Origin of the sequence: Paenibacillus sp. FSL P2-0089, assembly GCF_038595095.1 — a bacterium.
In the GTDB taxonomy this organism is placed as follows: Bacteria; Bacillota; Bacilli; order Paenibacillales; family Paenibacillaceae; genus Paenibacillus_AQ; species Paenibacillus_AQ silagei.
The window spans coordinates 1,150,868-1,169,605 of sequence record NZ_CP152006.1 but is presented as its reverse complement, the minus strand read 5'-3'; the positions used below and the strand labels follow the sequence as shown (position 1 = coordinate 1,169,605).

Sequence of the window (18,738 nt, the reverse complement as noted above, 5' to 3'; positions counted from 1 at the left end):
CGGTCTTATTACGCAGCAGTTCTACAGTTTCAGTAAAGCTGAAGCAACCTCACTGAAACAGCATTATTCAAGCCCGGTCTGTTCCAGACTCCATTTCCATAATCGTGCGGCCGCTTCTGTATCCTCCGCCCGTGGCGTCAGTTCCTTGATCTTGCGGCGGTAATAATATTGCCCGCTTACCCCGTCCAGCTCCGGTGCAGTCGCCAGATAGATGCCCGTATCCGCCCCCTGCTCTGGAGTGAGGAAGAAGTAGGACACCAGCTTCAGAACCCGGCGTCCGAAGCCCGTCTCCCGGTTCACGCCGATACTCGTTCCCACTGCACCCGGATGCAGGCTGTTCACCGTCACCTGCGTTCCCTTCAGGCGCGCAGCCAGCTCACGGGTGAAGAGAATATTCGCCAGCTTGGAGCGGCCGTACGCTTTGGCCGGATTGAAGCCGCGCGACAGCGTATGATCCTCCAGATAGAGCTTGCCGATCTTATACGCTCCCGATGCCACGACAACAATCCGCCCCTGTTCAGCAGCCTTGAGGTTATCCAGCAGCAGGTGGGTCAGCAGAAAGTGCCCCAGATGATTCACGCCCAGATCCAGCTCGTAGCCATCTGCTGTCAGCTCACGCTTCAGCGCTACCACCCCTGCGTTATTGATCAGAACATCCAGCACAGGATATTCGGCAGTGAACGCCCCGGCAAAAGCGCGAATGCTATCGAAGGAAGCGAGATCGCACAGCATCAGCCGGATCTGGCTGGAGCCGCTCTGCCGCACCGCTTCGGCAAGAGCCTCTTCCCCCCGCTTAAGGCTGCGGCAGGCCATAATGACAGTTGCTCCCCTGCGGGCCATTTCCACGGTTGTAGCCAGCCCCATCCCGGAGTTTGCACCGGTGACCAGCACCGTTTTTCCTTGCATGGACATCTTCCCCCTCTCCTGCATATAGGTCCTATAGGCAATTGTAGCGGCCTGGCCTAATCCGAGTAAGTATATGCTAGTTAAGGTTATGTTACATCATTTCAGAGGGTTAACATAGTCAAAAAACGGCCATTCTTCACTTCCAGTCCGGACGCAGCGCAATCAGCCGGTCATCCTGCGCCTGCGGATCTCCTCTGCCGTCGCGGTTGTTGGTCATAAGGTACAGAGTACCATCCGGCCCTTCCGCCACATTACGGATTCGCCCGTACTTTTCCTTGAACAGGCTGGTAATGGAAGGCGTTCCGCCCGCAGGCGGCAGCGATACCCTTAGGAGCTGCTGTCCGGCCAGACTTGCAACCAGCAGCTCACCGGCCCAGGGTCCCTGCGTAATGAAGGTCATTCCTGACGGAGCCCAGGTCTCCTCTCCGCTGTGGACCAGCGGAGTCACCAGCTTCGGCTGGCCGTCTCCGGTCTCATCGCCTTCGATCAGCGGCCAGCCATAATTGGCTCCGGCCTTGATGAGATTCAGCTCATCATGATTGGACTGCCCATGCTCGGAGCTGTAGAGCGACCCGCTCTCCGGCTGCCAGGCCAGCCCCTGGGCATTGCGGTGACCCATGCTGTAGACCGGCGATCCGGGCCACGGGTTGTCTTCGGGGATGGAGCCGCTGGTCGTAATCCGCAGGATTTTGCCGCCCAGATTATCCTTGTCCTGCGCCAGCTCCGGCTCATAGCGGTCACCTGTGGTGATGTACAAATTCCCGTCCGGCCCGATCTTGATCCGTCCGCCGTTATGATTGTTGTCGCCAGGTATTTGATCCAGCAGAACCCGGCTGATCTCTGCTGAGCTGCTTCCAATCTGAAGCTGCAGCACCCGGTTCGCCGGTTCGCCCTCTTCGGTACGGTATGTGTGATAGACATAAGCCCGTCCATTCTGCTCAAAATCAGAATCCAGCGCAAGCCCCAAGAGCCCGCCTTCTCCCTTGCTGACAAAAGGATCCGAGAGCTTCAGCAGCGGAGCATCGCGCAGCTTGCCGTTCTCCATGACACGCAGGCTGCCGGAACGCTCTGTAATGAAAATTCGTCCATCCGCTGCAAACGCCATCTCCCAGGGAACCTCCAGTCCGCTGGCTAAAGTCTCAGCAGTATAGGGGAAATCCGGGGATACACCCGGAGCTTCATCAGGCTGGGCGTTGACCGGCGGACTGCCTTCTGCCCCATTCTCCTGCAGACTATCCTCCTGTGCAGCAGAAGTGCAGGCTGACAGCAACGTCATCAGCAAGACCAGTGTTACACGCAGCAGACAGGTCCGGGAGAGTAACCTTATTTTTGATCCATTCATATTCCTAACCTCCTTCAAGTATTATCAGATCCTGATTGTGGCAACTATTACCCTGTGCTTCTCTTCCTCAAACGACTGAGGCTGCAGTGATAACGGGAGGTGCAGCATCCATTTTTATGAATTATAATGGGAACATTGCTGTTCAAGCGTGTAGATGAAAGGGGAACTAATGAAATGAATGCAGCTCTGCAACAACTGGAGCAGGACATGGCAGCCGCAAGCCTGGATGCCCTGCTCGTAACCGATCCCAAGCATGTGTACTATTTGACGGGCTTTGCCAGCAACCCGCATGAACGTTTTCTGGGCCTGCTGCTGATCCGGGGCGAGAACCCGGTGCTGATCGTTCCGGCGCTGGACGCCGAAGCCGCGCATGCCGCCTCCTCGGTGAAGACGATTCTGACACACAGTGACACGGACAACCCGTACGCTCTGCTGAAGTCACGCTTCGGCAATGTTAGTCCGGGCAGCATCGGCATCGAGAAGGAACACTTCTCCGTCAGCCGGTATGAACTCCTCGCAGAAGCGGTCGCCGCCGGTTCCTACCAGGATATCGGCCATCTGCTACGGGCGATGCGCGCGGTCAAGACCCCGGAGGAAGTGCGCATCATGCAGCATGCCGCCGAGCTGGTGGAGGAGGTTCTCCGTCAGGGTCTGGCGCATGTCAAAGCCGGCGTCAGCGAGATTGAACTGGTAGCGGAGCTGGAGTATCTGATGAAAAAAACCGGTGCCTCCGGCCCCTCCTTCGACACGATGGTGCTGTCCGGTCCGAAAACGGCCCTCCCACACGGCGTACCGGGCGAACGCCTTATTCAGCCGGGCGATCTGCTTATGTTCGACCTCGGTGTGTATGCCGGAGGCTACGCTTCCGATATTACCCGCACCTTCGCTGTAGGTGAAGTGGACAGCAGACTGCGTGATATATATAGTGCTGTGCTTGCTGCCAATGAAGCGGGCATTGCCGCCTCCGTGGCCGGAGCGTCCTTCGGTTCTGTCGACAAAGCGGCACGTGATGTCATTGACGCCGCAGGTTACGGAGAGTACTTCATGCACCGTGTCGGACACGGGCTGGGCATGGACACCCATGAATATCCTTCGCTGCACGGGCTGAATACGGATATTATCCAGAACGGCAACGTCTTCACCGTAGAGCCGGGAATTTATGTGCCGGGTCTCGGCGGTGTGCGCATTGAGGACGATGTGCTGGTCACCGCCGAAGGTCCGCAGACGCTGACCCGCTTCCCCAAAGAATGGACAGTGCTTAACCTGTAATTCTGCTGAGCGTTCAGGAAGCTTCAAGTTAGTTCGCGAGTCCGCTATACATCACGGCACACAAAAGCCCCAGTCTCCCGATCTTCGGGGCTGGGGCTTTATAATGGGGAGACTTACTCCCGGATAACAGGCTTCTGCTCTTCTTCGGCGAATTTGAAGGAACGGCCCAGATACAGCACCGGCGTGCCGGCGGCCGTGAGGATGAACTTGGACAGGTAGGTGGTCAGCAGAATCTCGGTCCACACCTTCATGTCATAGGTTCCGGCAAAAGCAATCGTGCAGAAGATCAGCGTATCGACAAAGGAGCTGATCATCGTGCTGCCGTTCGAGCGAATCCATAGCTGCTTAGAGCTGCCGTAATATTTTCGTATCCAGGCGTAGAGCCGTACATCCAGGAACTGGCTGATAAAATAAGCGGTCAGACTGCCCAGCGCCAGTCTCGGCATCAGGCCGAATATCGTCTGCAGCGCGGATTGGGCAATGTCCGTCTCCTGCGGCTTGAACACCAGCACCATCTGCATAATGACGGTCGTCATCAGCAGCGTGAAGAAGCCGAACCATACAGCGCTCCGCGCTTCAGCCCGGCCATACCGCTCATTGAGCAGGTCACTGGTCATATAGAGTGTGACATACATCGTATTGCCCAGCGTCATCACGATATCGAACGGCATCGCAATCGTCTTGGCGACCTGGATATTAGCGACTACGGTCGCCATGCCGACCCAGGCGTAGAGCCCTTTTTTACCGAATAAGCGGTAGCACAGCAGAAAAAACACAAAATTAACGACAACAAAACAAACGCCCCACAACAAATTAAACATAATGCCTGGTATTCCTCCTAGTTTTGGTTACGCGGGATGGTTACGAACCGCGGATCGCAGTATTCAAGAAACAAAACATTACTACTCTATCACATACAAAGCTAACATGCTATGAAATTTTAAATTTTCAGAAAAACGGCATTTCGTTGCTTCTTTTTGCCGAAATAGTGATAGAGTCATTAAATATTCAGTTATTTCTGAAAATAATGCAGTATATTGCAAATTTTCACTATTCAACCGGAGGTTAATTCTATAGAATATGGAGATTAAGATGCATTTCACGTAAAAAGGAGCGAATGCCATGTTTGGCTTCAAAAAATCAATTAGTCGCAAATTTACGCTGTTGCTGTTTGTCGTTTTGCTACTCACTTCTCTTACGTTGAGTATCAGCTTCTACATTATATCTATCGGCACCATTAACAGCTATGTCATTCCGCAGATCGACAAGTCTCTGAGTGCCGCCGCCCAGGATGCCTATAAGAACCTGAATGCAACCAGTGCGCAGCAGACCCTGAACAAGAATGAGCAGGCCAGGACCAATGTCGAATTCTATTTGGAAGACAAGCGTAAAAAGCTGGATGTGGATACTCTCTTCCTCATCAATCTGAAGGATGGCCAGGCCACTGTCCTGACCGCAGATCATGGCGCCAAGCTCCAGCCGGATGAAGCCTTAGAAGTATCGCCTGCCATGGAGCAAGCCTCCAAAGGAAAGACAGGGCTTAGTGAAATCTATAGTGATAGCCACGGTATACATAAAAGTGCCTATGTCGGTGTTCCCGGAACAACCATGATTGTAGCTGCAAGCGCCGATATGAACTTCGTCCAAGACAAAATGAGCAGCATCCTGTGGACAAGCGCAGGAATTACCCTGCTGGCGCTGGTGGTAGGCGTCACTGCTGCTGGCTTCATGAGCCGCAGAATCACCCGTCCGATCTCTAAGCTTGCGGCCTACAGCAACAAGCTGGCAGGCGGCGACTTCACCGAAGCGCTCACGCTTAAGGGTACCGATGAAGTCGGACAGCTCTCCGAGAGCTTCCGCATCATGAGTGAGCGCTTGAAGGAGATGATCGGACATGTGCTGGATACCTCCGGGACAGTAGTGGCCGATTCCAATGATCTGAAGACGCGTGTCCAGATCCTTAATGAGATGGCTGAACATTCAGCGGCCTCTGTGGAAGAGATCGGCAAGGGCAGTACCATGATTGCCAGCAGCGCGATGGATAACTCCCGCGCCATGGATGAGATCAATATGGGCATCCAGCATATTGCCTCCGCCGCCGGTGAGGTCACCGAGCAGATCAGCGAGGCTTCCACCGAAGCCCAGAGCGGCAATGATATTGCCCAGAGTGCAGTGGAGCAGATGCGCCAGGTAGAGCAGGCCTCCGAACAGTCACTGGAGCAATTCCGCTTGATGAACGAACGCTCGCTGATGATCGGTGAAGTCGTGCAGGGGATTACGGAGATTACCAAGCAGATTCAGATGCTGTCGCTCAATGCTTCCATTGAGGCTGCCCGTGCCGGGGAGCATGGCCGCGGATTCGCTGTGGTGGCCGGAGAAGTGCGCAAGCTCTCCGAGCAGTCCAAGGAGTCCAATGAGCAGATCCGTGAATTCCTGCTGAGTCTGCAGGAGGATATGAACCAGTCCGTATCCGAAATGAACCATGTCAACGCTGAAGTGGCTTCCGGAGTGAATAAGGTGGTCGAAGCAGGCAACGCCTTCAACCACCTGCTGATCCTCATTCAGAGCATCAATCACAGCATCCAGTCCGTCTCTGCCGCAACCCAGCAGATCTCAGCAGGTACCGAGGAAGTCAGTGCCTCTGTAGAAGAAACGGCGCAGATTACCGCCAAGTCGCAGCAGAACGCAGACACGCTTGCCGACAACTCGGCACGCCAGCATGAAGAGCTGGAGGGCCATGCCCTAACTGTCGAGCACCTCTACCAGCAGGCCGTGAAGCTGCAGAAGGCCGCTCAGCAGTTTAAGATTTGAGGGAGCTAAGAGCGGTCATGTGGAGATAGCGGGAGCGCTTATAGTGTAAATTGATTTTCAAACGGTATCTTGTTTAGTGGAAGGGAGTGCTGGGACCTCTGCGAATGCTGCTGCCGTTAGCGTGATGCAGGATTTAGTTGGATAAATGTATCTTAATTCCGCAATTTTGGAACGTTAGAGGATTTTAGTTAGAAAAGTGTAACTTATTATCGGGTGAATTCTCTTTTTTCGGTAATTCCAGCTTTTTTAAGTGCCTTTTTTCCAACTATTGCTTAGCAAGGTGCCTGTGGTGCATGAACAAGTGCCGAAAATCCAACTATTTTTGACGCTGATACTGATACAGAGCTTGAAGATCCGCCGGACCAGCTAATACAATAGAAAAGCAGTTCCCGAGGCGATGTGGCCTTTGGAACTGCTTTTTTTTGGAAAAGAGAAGGTTGTTGCTCAGTGCCTTGGCGCCCATAAAATGACGGATACCCCGATGACACAGATGCCGGCCCCGATCCAGTCGTAGAGATCCGGCGTCTTGCGGTCCACCAGCCAGCCCCACAGTACAGCCAGTACGATGAATACTCCGCCATAAGCGGCGTATACCCGGCCAAACGAAGGAAACTTCTGCAGGGTCGGGATTATACCATAGGCGATCAGGATAACCGAGCCTGCTAATCCATACCATAACGGGCGCGATTCCCGCAGCCAGAGCCAGACGAGGTATCCGCCGCCGATCTCAGCGAGACCAGCTACAACAAACAGCAGCACTGCAAGCAGCATGGCTATTCTCCCCCTCCAGGCAAACCCATGGTTGCATATACCGCAGCCATATTCAAATGGGACTCCACAGCATCTGCCAGCCGGTCAAATTCCTGTTCACGGAGTTCGGCAGCCGAGAAGGTCGCCGTTAGCGGTGTCAGCCCCTTGGAGCTGCGCAGTCCGTTCAGCCAGCTCCGGCGCAGGGCATCATTATGGAACAGCCCGTGCAGATAGCTGCCCCAGACTCTACCGTCCCGGGTTCCCCAACCCTCCGGCACAGCCTGTCCTTCCGGTCCGGCCAGCGTAAACAGGCTGAGTACAGAAGACGGATCGTGGTTCGTGGTTGTTCCCATATGTATCTCATAACCAGCGACAGGCAAAACTTCCGGTGTTACACCATTGGCTGTGGTGCTTAACCGCAGGGGATGATCCGCAGCCAGCCCGCCGCTCACCCGCACCGTAGTCTTGTGCTGGAGAAAAGCTGTCGAGAGCGGCAGATATCCCAGCCCCTCACTCTCTCCCGGCTCCGCACTCTCTACGGCATGGGGATCCAGCAGCTTCAAGCCCAGCATCTGATACCCGCCGCAGATTCCGGCAAGCTGCTCTGTTCCCCGCTCCAGCGCACGCTCGATTGCAGCAGGGAAGCCCTGCTCGCGCAGATATTGCAGGTCAGCAGCAGTGTTCTTCGTGCCCGGCAGGATAATTACATCCGGCGTTCCCAGCTCATCTGCCGACTGCACGTAGCGTAAGACGGTATCCGGCTCCTCCTCCAGCGGATCGAAGTCGGTGAAGTTGGAGATCCGCGGATAACGGATGACGGCGATATCAAGCTCCTTCGCGGACTCCTCCCGCTGACGGCCGGACGTTCCTTCTAGTACCACGGAATCCTCCGCCTCAATCCGCAGCTGCGGCAGGAACGGCAGCACCCCGAGTACCGGGATGCCTGTACGCTCCTCCAGCCAGTCTAGTCCGGGCTGTAACAGGGAGACATCCCCGCGGAATTTATTGATGATGAAGCCCTTCACCCGGGCGCGTTCATGCGGCTCCAGCAGCTCCAGGGTGCCGACGATGAAGGCGAAGACCCCGCCCCGGTCAATGTCGGCGACCAGCAGCACGGGTGCATCTGCCCATCCGGCCAGATTCATATTGACGATATCCCGGCTTTTAAGATTGATTTCCGCCGGACTGCCCGCACCCTCCATCAGCACAATATCATAAGCTTCCCGCAGCCTCCCGAGCGCATCCATTACGGTGTCCTTAGCTTCGGGAAGGAACTTCTCACGGTATTCCCTCGCGCTGAGGGCGGCATGCGGCACCCCATGCACGACAATCTGCGCACTCATCTCTCCGGAGGGCTTCAGCAGAATCGGATTCATATCGCTGGTAGCCGTAATGCCGAAGGCTTCCGCCTGCATCCCCTGGGCACGGCCGATTTCCTTGCCGTCCGCTGTGACATAGGAATTCAGCGCCATATTCTGCGACTTGAACGGGGCCGTCCGGTAGCCGTCCCGGGTCATAATCCGCCCGATGGCGGCAGTGACCAGGCTTTTGCCGACATCGGAGGCTGTCCCCTGGATCATCAGCACGGCGCCGGGGCGCCGAGGCCCGGATTCCGCTGACCGGGCTGCGCCTAGTGCGCCTATTGCGCCTATATATGAGGCTGTATCTTCCATGTTCATCTTCCTCGCTTTCTTGCTGCTGCCGGCTTGTCGGCGCGCAGGTGTTGGTCGCCGGGTGGTGCGGCGTATAGGTGAAGGGCCGGCGCGGCCGGTTCATGCGCCGGGCGAAGCGGTGCCAAGCGGCGCTTAAATGCTGCGTAGGCATGGCACACAATTCAGACGCACGCGGGCAGTTGCCGCTCAGCCCGCTAAGGCAGGTTGTGCTGGGCCAGTACCAGCACAAGCAGGACCACCGTCTCCAGCAGCTCGCCCAGCGCGCCGTAGACGTCGCCGGTGAGCCCGCCGAGCCGGCTGCCAATCCGCCGCGCAGCGAGCCGGCCGCCGGCCGCCGCAGCCAGCGGCGCCAGGATGGCCGCAGCCGCCAGCAGCGGCCAGGCCCCGCCGCCCGCGCCCAGCGCCAGAGGCGCAGCGGCAGCGGCCAGCGTCAGCAGTGCGGCGCTCAGGCCCGCGCGCCGCTCCTGCCGGGCAGGCAGCCCGCCGAAGGTGGCGGCCAGCCCTTCATTGCCGCGGGCCAGGGGATAGCGGGCCATCGCCCGCACCATGTACCAGCGGCCCCAGACCGGCGGCAGCAGGAGCAGCGGCAGCAGGCTGAAGCTGCCGCCTTCGAGCCATGCCGCCAGCAGCGAGGCCTTCAGCAGCAGGAGCAGCACGCAGGCCAGCACGCCCATAGCGCCGACACGGCTGTCCTTCATGATCTCCAGCATCCGCTCCCTGGAGCGGTAGCTGAGCAGGGCATCGGCAGTGTCCATCCAGCCGTCCAAATGCAGCCCGCCGGTCAGCCCCACCCACAGGATGAGGGTGACGACAGCGGCAGGCCAAGCCGGCAGCAGCCAGCCTGCCGCTGCGGCACCGAGCGCCGTGCTAAGGCCGATGGCTGCCCCGACGAGCGGGTAATAGACCACGCTGGCGCGCAGCAGCTCCGGCGAGAACTCCCCGCTGCTTCTGACCGGAAACCGCGTCAGGAACTGAAACGCGGCTGCGGCGCTCCCCCGCGCACTCACAGAAGATACTCCCGGCTTCTCAGCTCAACCGGGATTCCGGCGGTAACAAGAAATACCTGCCCGCACCGGGCAGCAAGCCGGGCGTTCATCCTTCCGGCCAAATCACGGTACAGCCGGCCCAGCGGATACTCCGGCACAATGCCGCCGCCGACCTCATTGGTAACGAGGATCAGCGTTCCCTCGAAGCCGGAGACCGCCTGCTCCAGACCAGCAATTTCATCCTCCACGAATTTTTGCCTGTCGCTCCTCTCCTCCACAGCCAGCAGCTGATTCGACAGCCAGAGCGTCAGGCAGTCCACCAGCACAGTCTGGCCGCTGCCGGAGAGCTGCTCCAGCAGCGCTGCGAGCTTAAGCGGCTCCTCCAGTGTCTCCCACTGGAAGCCGTCCGCATCCGCCTGCCGCTGCTGCCGGTGCAACGCAATCCGCGCTTCCATCTCCGCATCAAAAGCCTGTCCGGTTGCCACATAGACCGCCTGCCGCGAGTCAGCCAGCTTGCGGGTCAGACGCTCGGCGAAGCCGCTTTTGCCGCTGCGTGCCCCTCCCGTGACCAGAATGCTCATACGCTCTCCGATCCGGAGACGCCCGCACTCTCGAAGGTTGCCATCTCACGCATAATCCGGCAGACCGCTTCGATGAAATGCAAACACAGTGCACCCCCAGTGCCTTCTCCCAGCCGCAGGCCCATATCAATCAGCGCTTCCAGACCGAGGCGGTCCAGCATCAGCTTATGCCCCTGCTCACCAGAGACATGGGAAGCGATCATATACGCTGTGGATTCCGGCGCCAGTGCCCGGGCGATCAAGGCTGCCGCCCCGGAGATGAAGCCGTCCAGAATAACCGGAATCCGCAGGGACGCCGCTCCGAGAATCAGCCCGGCCAGCCCCGCAATCTCAAGCCCCCCGACCTTGGCGAGCACATCAACCGGATCTGCGGGGTCAGGGTTATTCACCTCGAGGGCACGTTCAATTACCGAGATTTTGTGCTGGAGCCGCTCATCGTTAATGCCTGTCCCCCGCCCAGCCGCCGTCTCTGCCGGAATGCCTTCGAGTGCGCACAAGACCGCCGCACTGGCTGTCGTATTCCCGATGCCCATCTCCCCGGTAATGAAAATCTCCGTTCCATTCTTCACCGCCTCCTGCGCCACATGAACTCCGGCCAGAATCGCGCGCAGTGCATCCTCCCGGCTCATCGCCGGGCCTGCTGCCATATTGTCTGTGCCCCGGCGGACCTTACGGTTAATCAGCTGCGGGTGCTCGATATCGCCGTTGATCCCGATGTCCACGAACTGTACCTCAGCACCGCCCTGGCGGGCCAGCACATTCACAGCCGCCCCGCCGCTGAGGAAGTTATAGGCCATCTGCATGGTGACCTCCTGCGGAAAAGCACTGACGCCTTCACAGCAGACCCCATGGTCTGCGGCCATAACCACTACCGTTCGTTTGCTGTAGCAGGGCTGCTCTACTTTGGAGATTCCGGCCAACCGGACAGCCAGCGCCTCCAGCCGCCCGAGGCTTCCGGGCGGCTTGGTCAGACTGTTCAGGCGGAGCACTGCGCGCAGTGTAGCTTTTTCGTCAGGCGGGGCGATCCGTCCGGTTACTTCTTGAATGGCTGAGATCATTAATAATGCCTCCTATTAGATAGTGCGGAAGCGGACTCCCGCTGCAAGAATACATCTGTGTCTGCTGATCAGGTTACGTTGAAGTTGTTTAGCCCTCCCCCTGCTACAACCCAAAAGCCCCCCTCCAAATGAAGAAGGGGGCTTCCTGATCCGACGGCGGGCCGGAATGCTGTTACAATATCCCTATTTCTTCCTTTAAGGATTATAGGTGATATGAAATCATCTTACAATTACATTTTTACCTGCAACACTATGCAGCATTGACATCTTCATGAAGTCGTCCAGCCGCTCCAGCGCTTCGGTCAGCTTCGCCGTAGAAGCGGCGTAGGAGCAGCGGATATAGCCTTCCCCTCCGGCTCCGAACACATGGCCCGGTACTACGGCAACCCCTGCCTCCTGAAGCAGGCGCAAGGCGAACTCTTCTGACCCGAGCCCGGTGCGGCCGATCGAAGCGAAGGCATAGAAGGCCCCCTGCGGCATATGGCAGGACAATCCGGCAGACCGCAGGCCCTCCACCAGCAGCGAGCGTCGTTCTTTGAAGCACGCCTTCATCCGTTCCATATCCGGCAACGCACTGCGCAGGGCTTCAGCAGCAGCAATCTGTCCCGGTACAGGGGCGCACATGGCGGTGTATTGATGGATTTTGAGCATGGCCGAGAGCAGCTCACGGTTCCCGCAGGCATAGCCCACCCGCCAGCCCGTCATGGCAAAAGCCTTCGAGAACCCGCTGATCACCACCGTCCGCTCCTGCATCCCGGGCAGGGAAGCGATGCTTACATGCTTGCTGTCGTAGGTCAGCTCGGCATAGATCTCATCGGAAATGACGATCAGGTCATGCTCTCTCACCACTTCAGCCACCGGCAGCCAGTCCTCGTAAGTCATAACCGCCCCCGTAGGATTACTCGGAAAATTCACAATCAGCAGCTTGGAGAGTGGGGTAATCGCTCTGCGCAAGGCTTCTGCCGTAAGCTTGAAGCCTTCCTCCACCTTCGTCTCCACCGGTGCCAGCGTCCCGCCGTTCAGGTAGGCGATAGGCGCGTAAGCAACATATCCCGGAGAAGGAATCAGAATCTCATCCCCGGGAGCCATGAAGGCCCGCAGCGCCAGATCCACCGCTTCACTGCTGCCCACCGTAACCAAGATTTCATCCGCAGGATCGTAACGCAATCCGAAGCTGGTCTGCATATAGCCCGCAATCTCCTCCCGCAGCTCCGGCAGTCCGCTGTTAGAGGTGTACCCCGTCTCCCCCCGATCCAGCGCACGGATACAGGCTGCTCTTACCTGCTCGGGTGTAGCGAAGTCCGGCTCGCCTACACCGAGTGAAATAATATCGTTGTTACCCGCAGCCAGATCAAAAAAAGCCCGGATGCCCGAAGGCGGAATCTCTTGTAACCGCGGATTAATGATGAAGGCATTGTCCCTTCTCATCGTGTTCATAGCCTGACACCTCCATATTCTACAGTCCGCGCTCCCTCTCCAGATGCACCTTGCAGACCCCCGCGCTCCCGCAGTGATCCGGTAATGATCTCATCCAGCAGGCTGCTGAAGTCTATCCCGGCAGCTTCTGCACTCTGGGGCAACAGGCTGGTTGCCGTCATTCCAGGCAGGGTATTCACCTCCAGCACATAAGGGATCCCATCCTTCAGCAGCATATCCACCCGTGCATACACTGCACATTTGAGCGCCTGATAGCAGGTTAACGCCGCCATCCGCACCTGTTCCTGCAACGCATCCGGCAGCCGTATAATCCGCTCCTCCGCGCCGCCCTGCTCGTATTTGGCCTCATAATCGAACCAGCCCGCACCCAGCGATTGAATGCCGATGACCGGCAGCATTTCTCCCCCCAGGATGGAGCAGGTAATCTCCTGTCCCGGGATATAGTGTTCAATCAGCACCGCGCCTCCATCCGCACTGGCAAAAGCTTTTTCCACCGCCGCCCGCAGCTCCTCTGGCCCTCTTACCTTGGTCATGCCGATGCTGGACCCGCCGGAATTCGGCTTCACCATCACCGGATAACCGAGCCGCTGCACGGCTTCCGGGGCATATTCGTCCATGCTGTCCCAGCACAGCCAATCGGGTGTGGAGATGCTTTTGCTGCGGATGACCGTCTTGGCCAGCCCTTTATCCATACATAAGCTGCTTGCGAGCACCCCGCTACCGGAATACGGGATTCCGAGCGTCTCCAGGGCTCCCTGCACCGTACCATCTTCCCCGTAGGCCCCATGCAGGGCGAGCAGAGCGAAGTCCAGTCCCGCTGCCCCTTCCAGCAGCTCTTTGCGCGAGGTAATGTGTACCGGAACCGCTGTGTATTTTGCCGGATCAAGCGCCTTCAGCATCTCCCTGCCTGTCTTCAGTGACACCTCATATTCGGACGACACCCCGCCCATAATCACACCTACTCTTAGCATATCCCCACCTCATTCTCCCATGATTTGCCGTGCTGTCTTACCGATGATTGCAATACCCCTCTTGATATCCTCATCCGCCACCCTGGAGAAGCCCAGCCGCAGCGTGTTCTGCCCTGCACCGTCGGTGAAGAAGATGTCTCCCGCCGTAAAAATAACCCCCCGCGCATGGCAAGCCGCCAGCAATTCCCTTGTGTTGAAGCCTTCCGCGAACGTTACGAACAGATGCAGCCCCCCATCACCCGACAAGGAGGCATACGGAATATGCTCTTTACAACAGGCTAAGGTCAGTTCGTATTTGCGTTTATACTCCAGCCGGGCTTTTTTGAGATACTTCTCCAGGTTGCCGCCCAGCAGGTATTGATACAGAATGGACTGGTCGAGCGTCGAGGTATGAATGGTCCGCGCCCGCTTCACACTCTCCAGATAATAGATCAGCTCCTCATCCGCCAGCACCCAGCCCACCCGCAGCCCGGGGAACAGCACTTTGGAAAAGCTGCCGAGATACACCACGCCATTCCCGCCACCCGCCGCCGCAATTAACGGAGCCACATGGGCGCCAGAATAGCGCAGCTCCTCGTTGAACCCGTCCTCAATCACTGGCACGTTATAGTCCTGCATCAGCTTCATTAGCCTTTGTCTTTTCTCGGGGGACATGACGATGCCGGTGGGATTATGGTAGGAGGGAACCAGATAAGCACAGTCGTATGGCCGCGCCTCCAGCGCCTGCTTCAGCTCCCCGAGGTGGATGCCGTCCCGCTCCATCTTGACCCCGTGAATTCCGAAGCCGTGCAGCTTCAGATTCTTGATCGCCGTATGATGCGTCGGATTCTCGCAGACCACTGTGCCATGACGCTTGCCGAGAGCCGACAGCACCAGGTCGAAGCCCTCCGTGAACCCGTTCGTAATCAGCAGATCCTTCCCGCGCAGATCCACGCCTTTATGCTCCATATATTGTTTGAGATAGTCTATTAATGGCTTATAGCCTTTGGCATATCCATAATTCAGCAGAACGTTGCCCTCTACGGACATACGCTCCAGGAACGCTCTGCGCACATGGTCCAGATCGAAGAGACGCTCATCCGGGGCGATGCTGGTAAAAGAAATCGTGCCCTTCTCCGCGCGTATCCCCCGCTTCATAATGTCCAGCTCCTCCGCGAGCAGCGCCTGGCTGCTGAGCCGCTCTGTCCAGTCCAGCGTCCATGGGGCGGCTTCCGCACCGTTCTGCGCTGCCGCGCCTTGTGCGACATAACTGCCCTGGCCCTGCACGGTATAGGCGAAGCCATCGTCTTCCAGCCCCTCGTAAGCCGAGATCACCGAGTTCCGGCTGACCTTCAGCAAGGTGCTCAGCTCACGTGTCGAGGGCAGCTTCTGCCCGCCTTGGAGCGCGCTTTTGATGATGAGATGCTTCATGTAATCCTTCACCTGGATCGATACCGGACGCCCGGCAATGAGCTTGAAATCCTTAAACATCCTGTGATCGCCTCCATAGCTATCATGGCACAGACTTTGCCGTAAAAAAAGAACCACCGCCCCGGGATTTTCATCCGGGCGTGGTTCTGTGGGGGATGAGGGGCGGGAATGTGCCGCCTGCGGTGCTGGTAGGCGTCCCCGCCTGTTGAGAACGGAATGTCTGATGAGAGGCTGCCAATGCTCCCGGGACCAGACGTTCCAGATATAATACTGCGAGTGCCCGCATAGGACCGGAATGCTGATGTGCTGCTACGAGTACCCACATGGGACCTAAACGACGGGTGCGGCGGGACACGGACATGATGTGATTATACCAATTGGCTCTAGACACCATTCGGGCGCTCTCCTGAGGGTTCTATTGTATTTCGTACAGTCAGATTAGCGTATATTGACACTTTTTCGTGTTCTGCTGCATTATGTACATTAGAAATTTGGATTTTGCCCGTTATGGGGGTAATTGCTGATATTCTGTTGCAGGAAATACAGTAGAACGTGTTTTGGCACGGTTATTAGACCAATCTGATGTACATAGTGCAATCACCCGTTAGCAGATGCGCGGAATCATCAGCGGTTGCGTTATCGTCAGGGAAATCATCAGTATCTCGTTAGCGATAGCGTATTCGTTAGCGGAATCTTCAGTATCTGCGATAGCGGAATCGTCAGCGTTAGTAGTTACGCCTCATTCACCCGTTAGCATTCTCCGCTGCCATCCGCCAGCTTCCTCCAACCTTCCGCAGATGCAGGACCGTAACCTCACCTGGAGCCGGTGCTGCTGCGGTATAGAATGTCACGCCTTCGATGATCCGCGCCAGCAGCTGCCGGATGACACCGCCGTGGGTCACCAGCATGACACGGAATACCGCTGGAACCTGGCCCTGATCTGGCTTCAGCAGAGTGGTCTCTGGATCACACGCTTCCGTGGGAGGGTCTGCCGGATGAATCGATTCCGCTCCAGCTGATGCCCGTGCCGTTCCAACTCTTGCGGGTACCGCTGCCGCCACCTCCTGCAGAAGCTGCGCCCAGAAATGATCAACCCGGACGGCGAATTGCTCCCACGTCTCCCCTTCTGGGGGCGTTACCGACCCGGGGTTGTCAATCCAGCTCCGGTACAGCGGATTATCCTTGAGCTGATCATACCTGCACCCTTCCCACGCCCCGAAGTCCATCTCCCTTAGCCGGGAATCATAGATTGCCTGCGGCATCAGGTGCGGAACCAGGGCCTCAAGGGTCTCCCGGCATCTGCGCAGGTCACTGCAATAGACGCGGCGGAATTCCCCGCCAAGCGGCGGCTGTGCCCTCAGCCTCTTCAACCGCTCCGCCTCTCCCGGCATAAGCGTTACATCAGTTCTCCCCAGATAACGCCGTTCCTGATTCCACTGTGTATAGCCATGTCGGACTAATACCAGCTCCAGCTGTGCAGGGTTGGTCTGAGGTGACTGTGTGCCAACTTTCTCCATTCCGCTTTAGCCCCCGATCCCGTGCCATAGCAGGGCAACGGCTGCACAGATGCAGACAAATATTGCGGATGACCACATCATCATCCGCGAAGTCACAATAATATCCTCCGGCTCCATCGTCCGCAGCGGATCACCCATGTAAGCGCGGAAGGAGACGATGCCATGGTATACATTCTCGCCGCCCAGCCGGATGCCGAGGGCCCCGGCAACTGCCGATTCCGGGTAGCCGCTGTTTGGACTGGGATGAAGGCGGGCATCCCGGCGCACGGTGCGCCAGCATCTCCGCCATTCCAGCCGCAGGAGCGCAGCACATAAGGTTAAGAGCAGTGCGGTCAACCGCGCCGGTATGTAGTTGGCGACATCGTCCAAGCGGGCCGATGCCCAGCCGAGGTCGCGGTATTTATCGTTCTTGTAGCCGACCATGGAATCCAGCGTGTTCACCGCACGGTAAGCCATGGCCAGCGGCGCCCCGCCCAGCAGGGCGAAGAACAGCGGAGAGATGATCGCATCGACGATATTCTCTGCGACCGTCTCCACCGTACCGCGCACAATCTCCGGGCTGTCCAGATGAGCCGTATCCCGGCCCACGATCATCCCCAGCGCCCGGCGCGCGGCGGGAATATCTCCTGAACGCAGCTCGGTGTATACTGCCATGCCTGCATCCTTCAATCCCTTGGAGGCGATGGTGGTCGAGATCAGCCAGACTTCGGCAAGCCCGGCAAGCCAGGGAGACAGGCGGGCGAGCAGCATAACAAGCAGCGCGGTCAGCGCCCAAGCGCCGCCCGCCACCAGCAGCGGAAGAAGAATACCGGCACGCTTCAGAGCACTTGGAGCTGCGGCGAAGCGGCGAATCCACCGCTCCAGAGCACTAATGCCCTTCCCTATGTAAATAACCGGATGGGGCAGGCTGCGCGGATCACCAACCACCCGGTCCACAATATAAGCAGAGAGCAGGATGATAGCAAGCTTCACCTTGGCTCACCCCGCCGCTCTGTATAGCAGTCCGTGTTCGTCATTCCCGGCCGCCGCTCTGAGAGACACGGGGCAGCGCAGAACGTGGTGCCTGTGACGCTTCCGCGTCGACTCCGTTTGCAGCCTGTAACGCTCCCGCGACGACTCCGTGCACAACCTGTGATACCTCAGCGTGCCCCCCATGTGCAGCCTGTAACGCTCCCGCGTGTACTCCTTGCTTTGCCTGCGATGCTTCCGAGTTTACTCCGTGTACAGCCTGCAATGCTTCCTCTCGCGCCCCGCTCACGGATTTCGCTGCCATCACCGAACGCAGGCTCTCCGTCACCGTGCTGTAAACCAGTCTGCCGATGGCGCCGCCGAGGTCGGTCGCCGTTCCGGCATACACATGCTCCGCAGCATAGCGGCGGCTTCCGCTCACCGCAAGCACAATGGCATCCGTAGTCGTTCCGGTTGCGCTAAGCCCATTCTCGGAATCCACAATTCCGAGATCTGTCAGCGCCGCTGCCTTCGCTTCGGTGGCGGTCATCACCGCGTTGACCATGGCTGACTGGGACAGCCAGCCGTCGATGCCGAGCATAATATTGATTGTGCCCGCGCGGTAGGCTGCCAGCACGCTGCGCTGCGACCCGGCCCGGGCAGCATTGCCCGCAGCCGCTGTTACGCAGCAGAAAATCCCCGCTGATCCCGTATCCTCCTCGGCAACAGCGGCGTGCTCCAGCGGAACTGCTGTCATCAGACCCGCGCAGCCTTCCAGCGGGTAGCCCCATTCCTGAAGCTTGTTTTCCAGATCCTGCACCGGATTGCTGCATTCGTAGTCCCGGCTGACGTATTGGTTCACCGCACGTTTCAGACGCCCCGCGCCTCCGCCATATACTGCACTCGATATACTATCCGCTTCAGCCGGAAACTCCATCAGCAGATGGCCCTCCCGCCATTCCAGCGTCAGCCCGGGCCACACCTTACTACGGTACGTCTGCTCCCCGTCTTCGGCCTTAAAGGGCAGCTTTACCTTCGCTTCCTGCACTTCCTTTACTTCCTTCATATCCTTCGCTCCT

General features: G+C 57.9%; 16 protein-coding genes. 2 read left to right on the top strand and 14 right to left on the bottom strand.

From position 1 onward, the window contains the following. Positions 1 to 63: 63 nt before the first annotated feature. Positions 64 to 906 (bottom strand): SDR family oxidoreductase, encoded by an 843-nt coding sequence (locus NST69_RS04895; protein ID WP_342550084.1) that lies wholly within the window; start codon positions 904 to 906, stop codon positions 64 to 66. 136 nt (positions 907 to 1,042) lie between these two features. After that, a complete protein-coding gene (locus NST69_RS04890; RefSeq protein WP_339313091.1) occupies positions 1,043 to 2,248 on the bottom strand; it encodes a PQQ-dependent sugar dehydrogenase in 1,206 nt (401 codons plus the stop codon). Positions 2,249 to 2,422: 174 nt separating this feature from the next. On the opposite strand from NST69_RS04890, the gene NST69_RS04885 reads away from it, so the two are divergent. Then, entirely contained in the window at positions 2,423 to 3,517 is a 1,095-nt protein-coding gene (locus NST69_RS04885; RefSeq protein WP_339313090.1) for a Xaa-Pro peptidase family protein, read from the top strand. Between the two features lie 113 nt (positions 3,518 to 3,630). Here NST69_RS04885 and NST69_RS04880 read toward each other — a convergent pair whose 3' ends face one another. Continuing rightward, complete coding sequence (locus NST69_RS04880) at positions 3,631 to 4,338, bottom strand: queuosine precursor transporter (RefSeq protein WP_339313089.1); 708 nt, start codon at positions 4,336 to 4,338, stop codon at positions 3,631 to 3,633. 301 nt (positions 4,339 to 4,639) lie between these two features. Here NST69_RS04880 and NST69_RS04875 point away from each other — a divergent pair, with 301 nt between their 5' ends. Next, entirely contained in the window at positions 4,640 to 6,328 is a 1,689-nt protein-coding gene (locus NST69_RS04875; protein WP_036727606.1) for a methyl-accepting chemotaxis protein, read from the top strand. A gap of 444 nt (positions 6,329 to 6,772) precedes the next feature. Here the strand turns inward: NST69_RS04875 and NST69_RS04870 are convergent, their stop codons facing one another. From NST69_RS04870 to NST69_RS04820, 11 genes are all read right to left on the bottom strand, one after another. After that, on the bottom strand, positions 6,773 to 7,099 hold the full coding sequence (locus NST69_RS04870) for a YnfA family protein (protein WP_036727604.1): 327 nt from the start codon (positions 7,097 to 7,099) through the stop codon (positions 6,773 to 6,775). A gap of 2 nt (positions 7,100 to 7,101) precedes the next feature. Further along, positions 7,102 to 8,658, bottom strand: a complete 1,557-nt coding sequence (locus NST69_RS04865; RefSeq protein ID WP_342550083.1) for a cobyric acid synthase — start codon at positions 8,656 to 8,658, stop codon at positions 7,102 to 7,104. 287 nt (positions 8,659 to 8,945) lie between these two features. After that, positions 8,946 to 9,758, bottom strand: a complete 813-nt coding sequence (gene cobS / locus NST69_RS04860; RefSeq protein WP_342548650.1) for an adenosylcobinamide-GDP ribazoletransferase — start codon at positions 9,756 to 9,758, stop codon at positions 8,946 to 8,948. Then, entirely contained in the window at positions 9,755 to 10,318 is a 564-nt protein-coding gene (cobU, locus tag NST69_RS04855) for a bifunctional adenosylcobinamide kinase/adenosylcobinamide-phosphate guanylyltransferase (RefSeq protein ID WP_036727601.1), read from the bottom strand. Before cobU ends, cobS begins: the two co-directional genes overlap by 4 nt. Further along, positions 10,315 to 11,376 carry a nicotinate-nucleotide--dimethylbenzimidazole phosphoribosyltransferase gene (gene cobT / locus NST69_RS04850; RefSeq protein ID WP_076081873.1) on the bottom strand — a complete coding sequence of 354 codons (1,062 nt, stop codon included), beginning with the start codon at positions 11,374 to 11,376 and terminating at the stop codon, positions 10,315 to 10,317. Before cobT ends, cobU begins: the two co-directional genes overlap by 4 nt. Positions 11,377 to 11,595: 219 nt before the next feature. Continuing rightward, a complete protein-coding gene (locus tag NST69_RS04845) occupies positions 11,596 to 12,813 on the bottom strand; it encodes an aminotransferase class I/II-fold pyridoxal phosphate-dependent enzyme (protein WP_342548649.1) in 1,218 nt (405 codons plus the stop codon). Next, entirely contained in the window at positions 12,810 to 13,784 is a 975-nt protein-coding gene (locus NST69_RS04840) for a D-alanine--D-alanine ligase (RefSeq protein ID WP_342548648.1), read from the bottom strand. Before NST69_RS04840 ends, NST69_RS04845 begins: the two co-directional genes overlap by 4 nt. Positions 13,785 to 13,793: 9 nt before the next feature. Continuing rightward, entirely contained in the window at positions 13,794 to 15,254 is a 1,461-nt protein-coding gene (locus NST69_RS04835; RefSeq protein ID WP_342548646.1) for a PLP-dependent aminotransferase family protein, read from the bottom strand. A 683-nt stretch (positions 15,255 to 15,937) separates the two neighbouring features. Next, entirely contained in the window at positions 15,938 to 16,711 is a 774-nt protein-coding gene (locus tag NST69_RS04830; RefSeq protein WP_342548645.1) for a histidine phosphatase family protein, read from the bottom strand. A gap of 6 nt (positions 16,712 to 16,717) precedes the next feature. Further along, positions 16,718 to 17,683: an adenosylcobinamide-phosphate synthase CbiB gene (cbiB, locus tag NST69_RS04825; RefSeq protein WP_342548643.1), complete on the bottom strand. Its 966-nt coding sequence runs from the start codon at positions 17,681 to 17,683 to the stop codon at positions 16,718 to 16,720. A gap of 40 nt (positions 17,684 to 17,723) precedes the next feature. Beyond that, entirely contained in the window at positions 17,724 to 18,725 is a 1,002-nt protein-coding gene (locus tag NST69_RS04820) for an adenosylcobinamide amidohydrolase (RefSeq protein ID WP_342548642.1), read from the bottom strand. Positions 18,726 to 18,738 lie beyond the last annotated feature (13 nt).

Excerpts from the sequence above, each read along its gene's own strand:
- NST69_RS04885 (WP_339313090.1), top strand. The coding sequence starts at position 2,423 with ATGAATGCAGCTCTGCAACAACTGGAGCAGGACATGGCAGCCGCAAGC.
- NST69_RS04870 (WP_036727604.1), bottom strand. The coding sequence starts at position 7,099 with ATGCTGCTTGCAGTGCTGCTGTTTGTTGTAGCTGGTCTCGCTGAGATC.
- NST69_RS04865 (WP_342550083.1), bottom strand. The coding sequence starts at position 8,658 with ATGATCCAGGGGACAGCCTCCGATGTCGGCAAAAGCCTGGTCACTGCC.
- NST69_RS04875 (WP_036727606.1), top strand. The coding sequence starts at position 4,640 with ATGTTTGGCTTCAAAAAATCAATTAGTCGCAAATTTACGCTGTTGCTG.
- NST69_RS04895 (WP_342550084.1), bottom strand. The coding sequence starts at position 906 with ATGCAAGGAAAAACGGTGCTGGTCACCGGTGCAAACTCCGGGATGGGG.
- NST69_RS04830 (WP_342548645.1), bottom strand. The coding sequence starts at position 16,711 with ATGGAGAAAGTTGGCACACAGTCACCTCAGACCAACCCTGCACAGCTG.
- NST69_RS04880 (WP_339313089.1), bottom strand. The coding sequence starts at position 4,338 with ATGTTTAATTTGTTGTGGGGCGTTTGTTTTGTTGTCGTTAATTTTGTG.
- NST69_RS04840 (WP_342548648.1), bottom strand. The coding sequence starts at position 13,784 with ATGCTAAGAGTAGGTGTGATTATGGGCGGGGTGTCGTCCGAATATGAG.
- NST69_RS04890 (WP_339313091.1), bottom strand. The coding sequence starts at position 2,248 with ATGAATGGATCAAAAATAAGGTTACTCTCCCGGACCTGTCTGCTGCGT.
- NST69_RS04835 (WP_342548646.1), bottom strand. The coding sequence starts at position 15,254 with ATGTTTAAGGATTTCAAGCTCATTGCCGGGCGTCCGGTATCGATCCAG.
- NST69_RS04845 (WP_342548649.1), bottom strand. The coding sequence starts at position 12,813 with ATGAACACGATGAGAAGGGACAATGCCTTCATCATTAATCCGCGGTTA.
- cobT (WP_076081873.1), bottom strand. The coding sequence starts at position 11,376 with ATGATCTCAGCCATTCAAGAAGTAACCGGACGGATCGCCCCGCCTGAC.
- cobU (WP_036727601.1), bottom strand. The coding sequence starts at position 10,318 with ATGAGCATTCTGGTCACGGGAGGGGCACGCAGCGGCAAAAGCGGCTTC.
- NST69_RS04820 (WP_342548642.1), bottom strand. The coding sequence starts at position 18,725 with ATGAAGGAAGTAAAGGAAGTGCAGGAAGCGAAGGTAAAGCTGCCCTTT.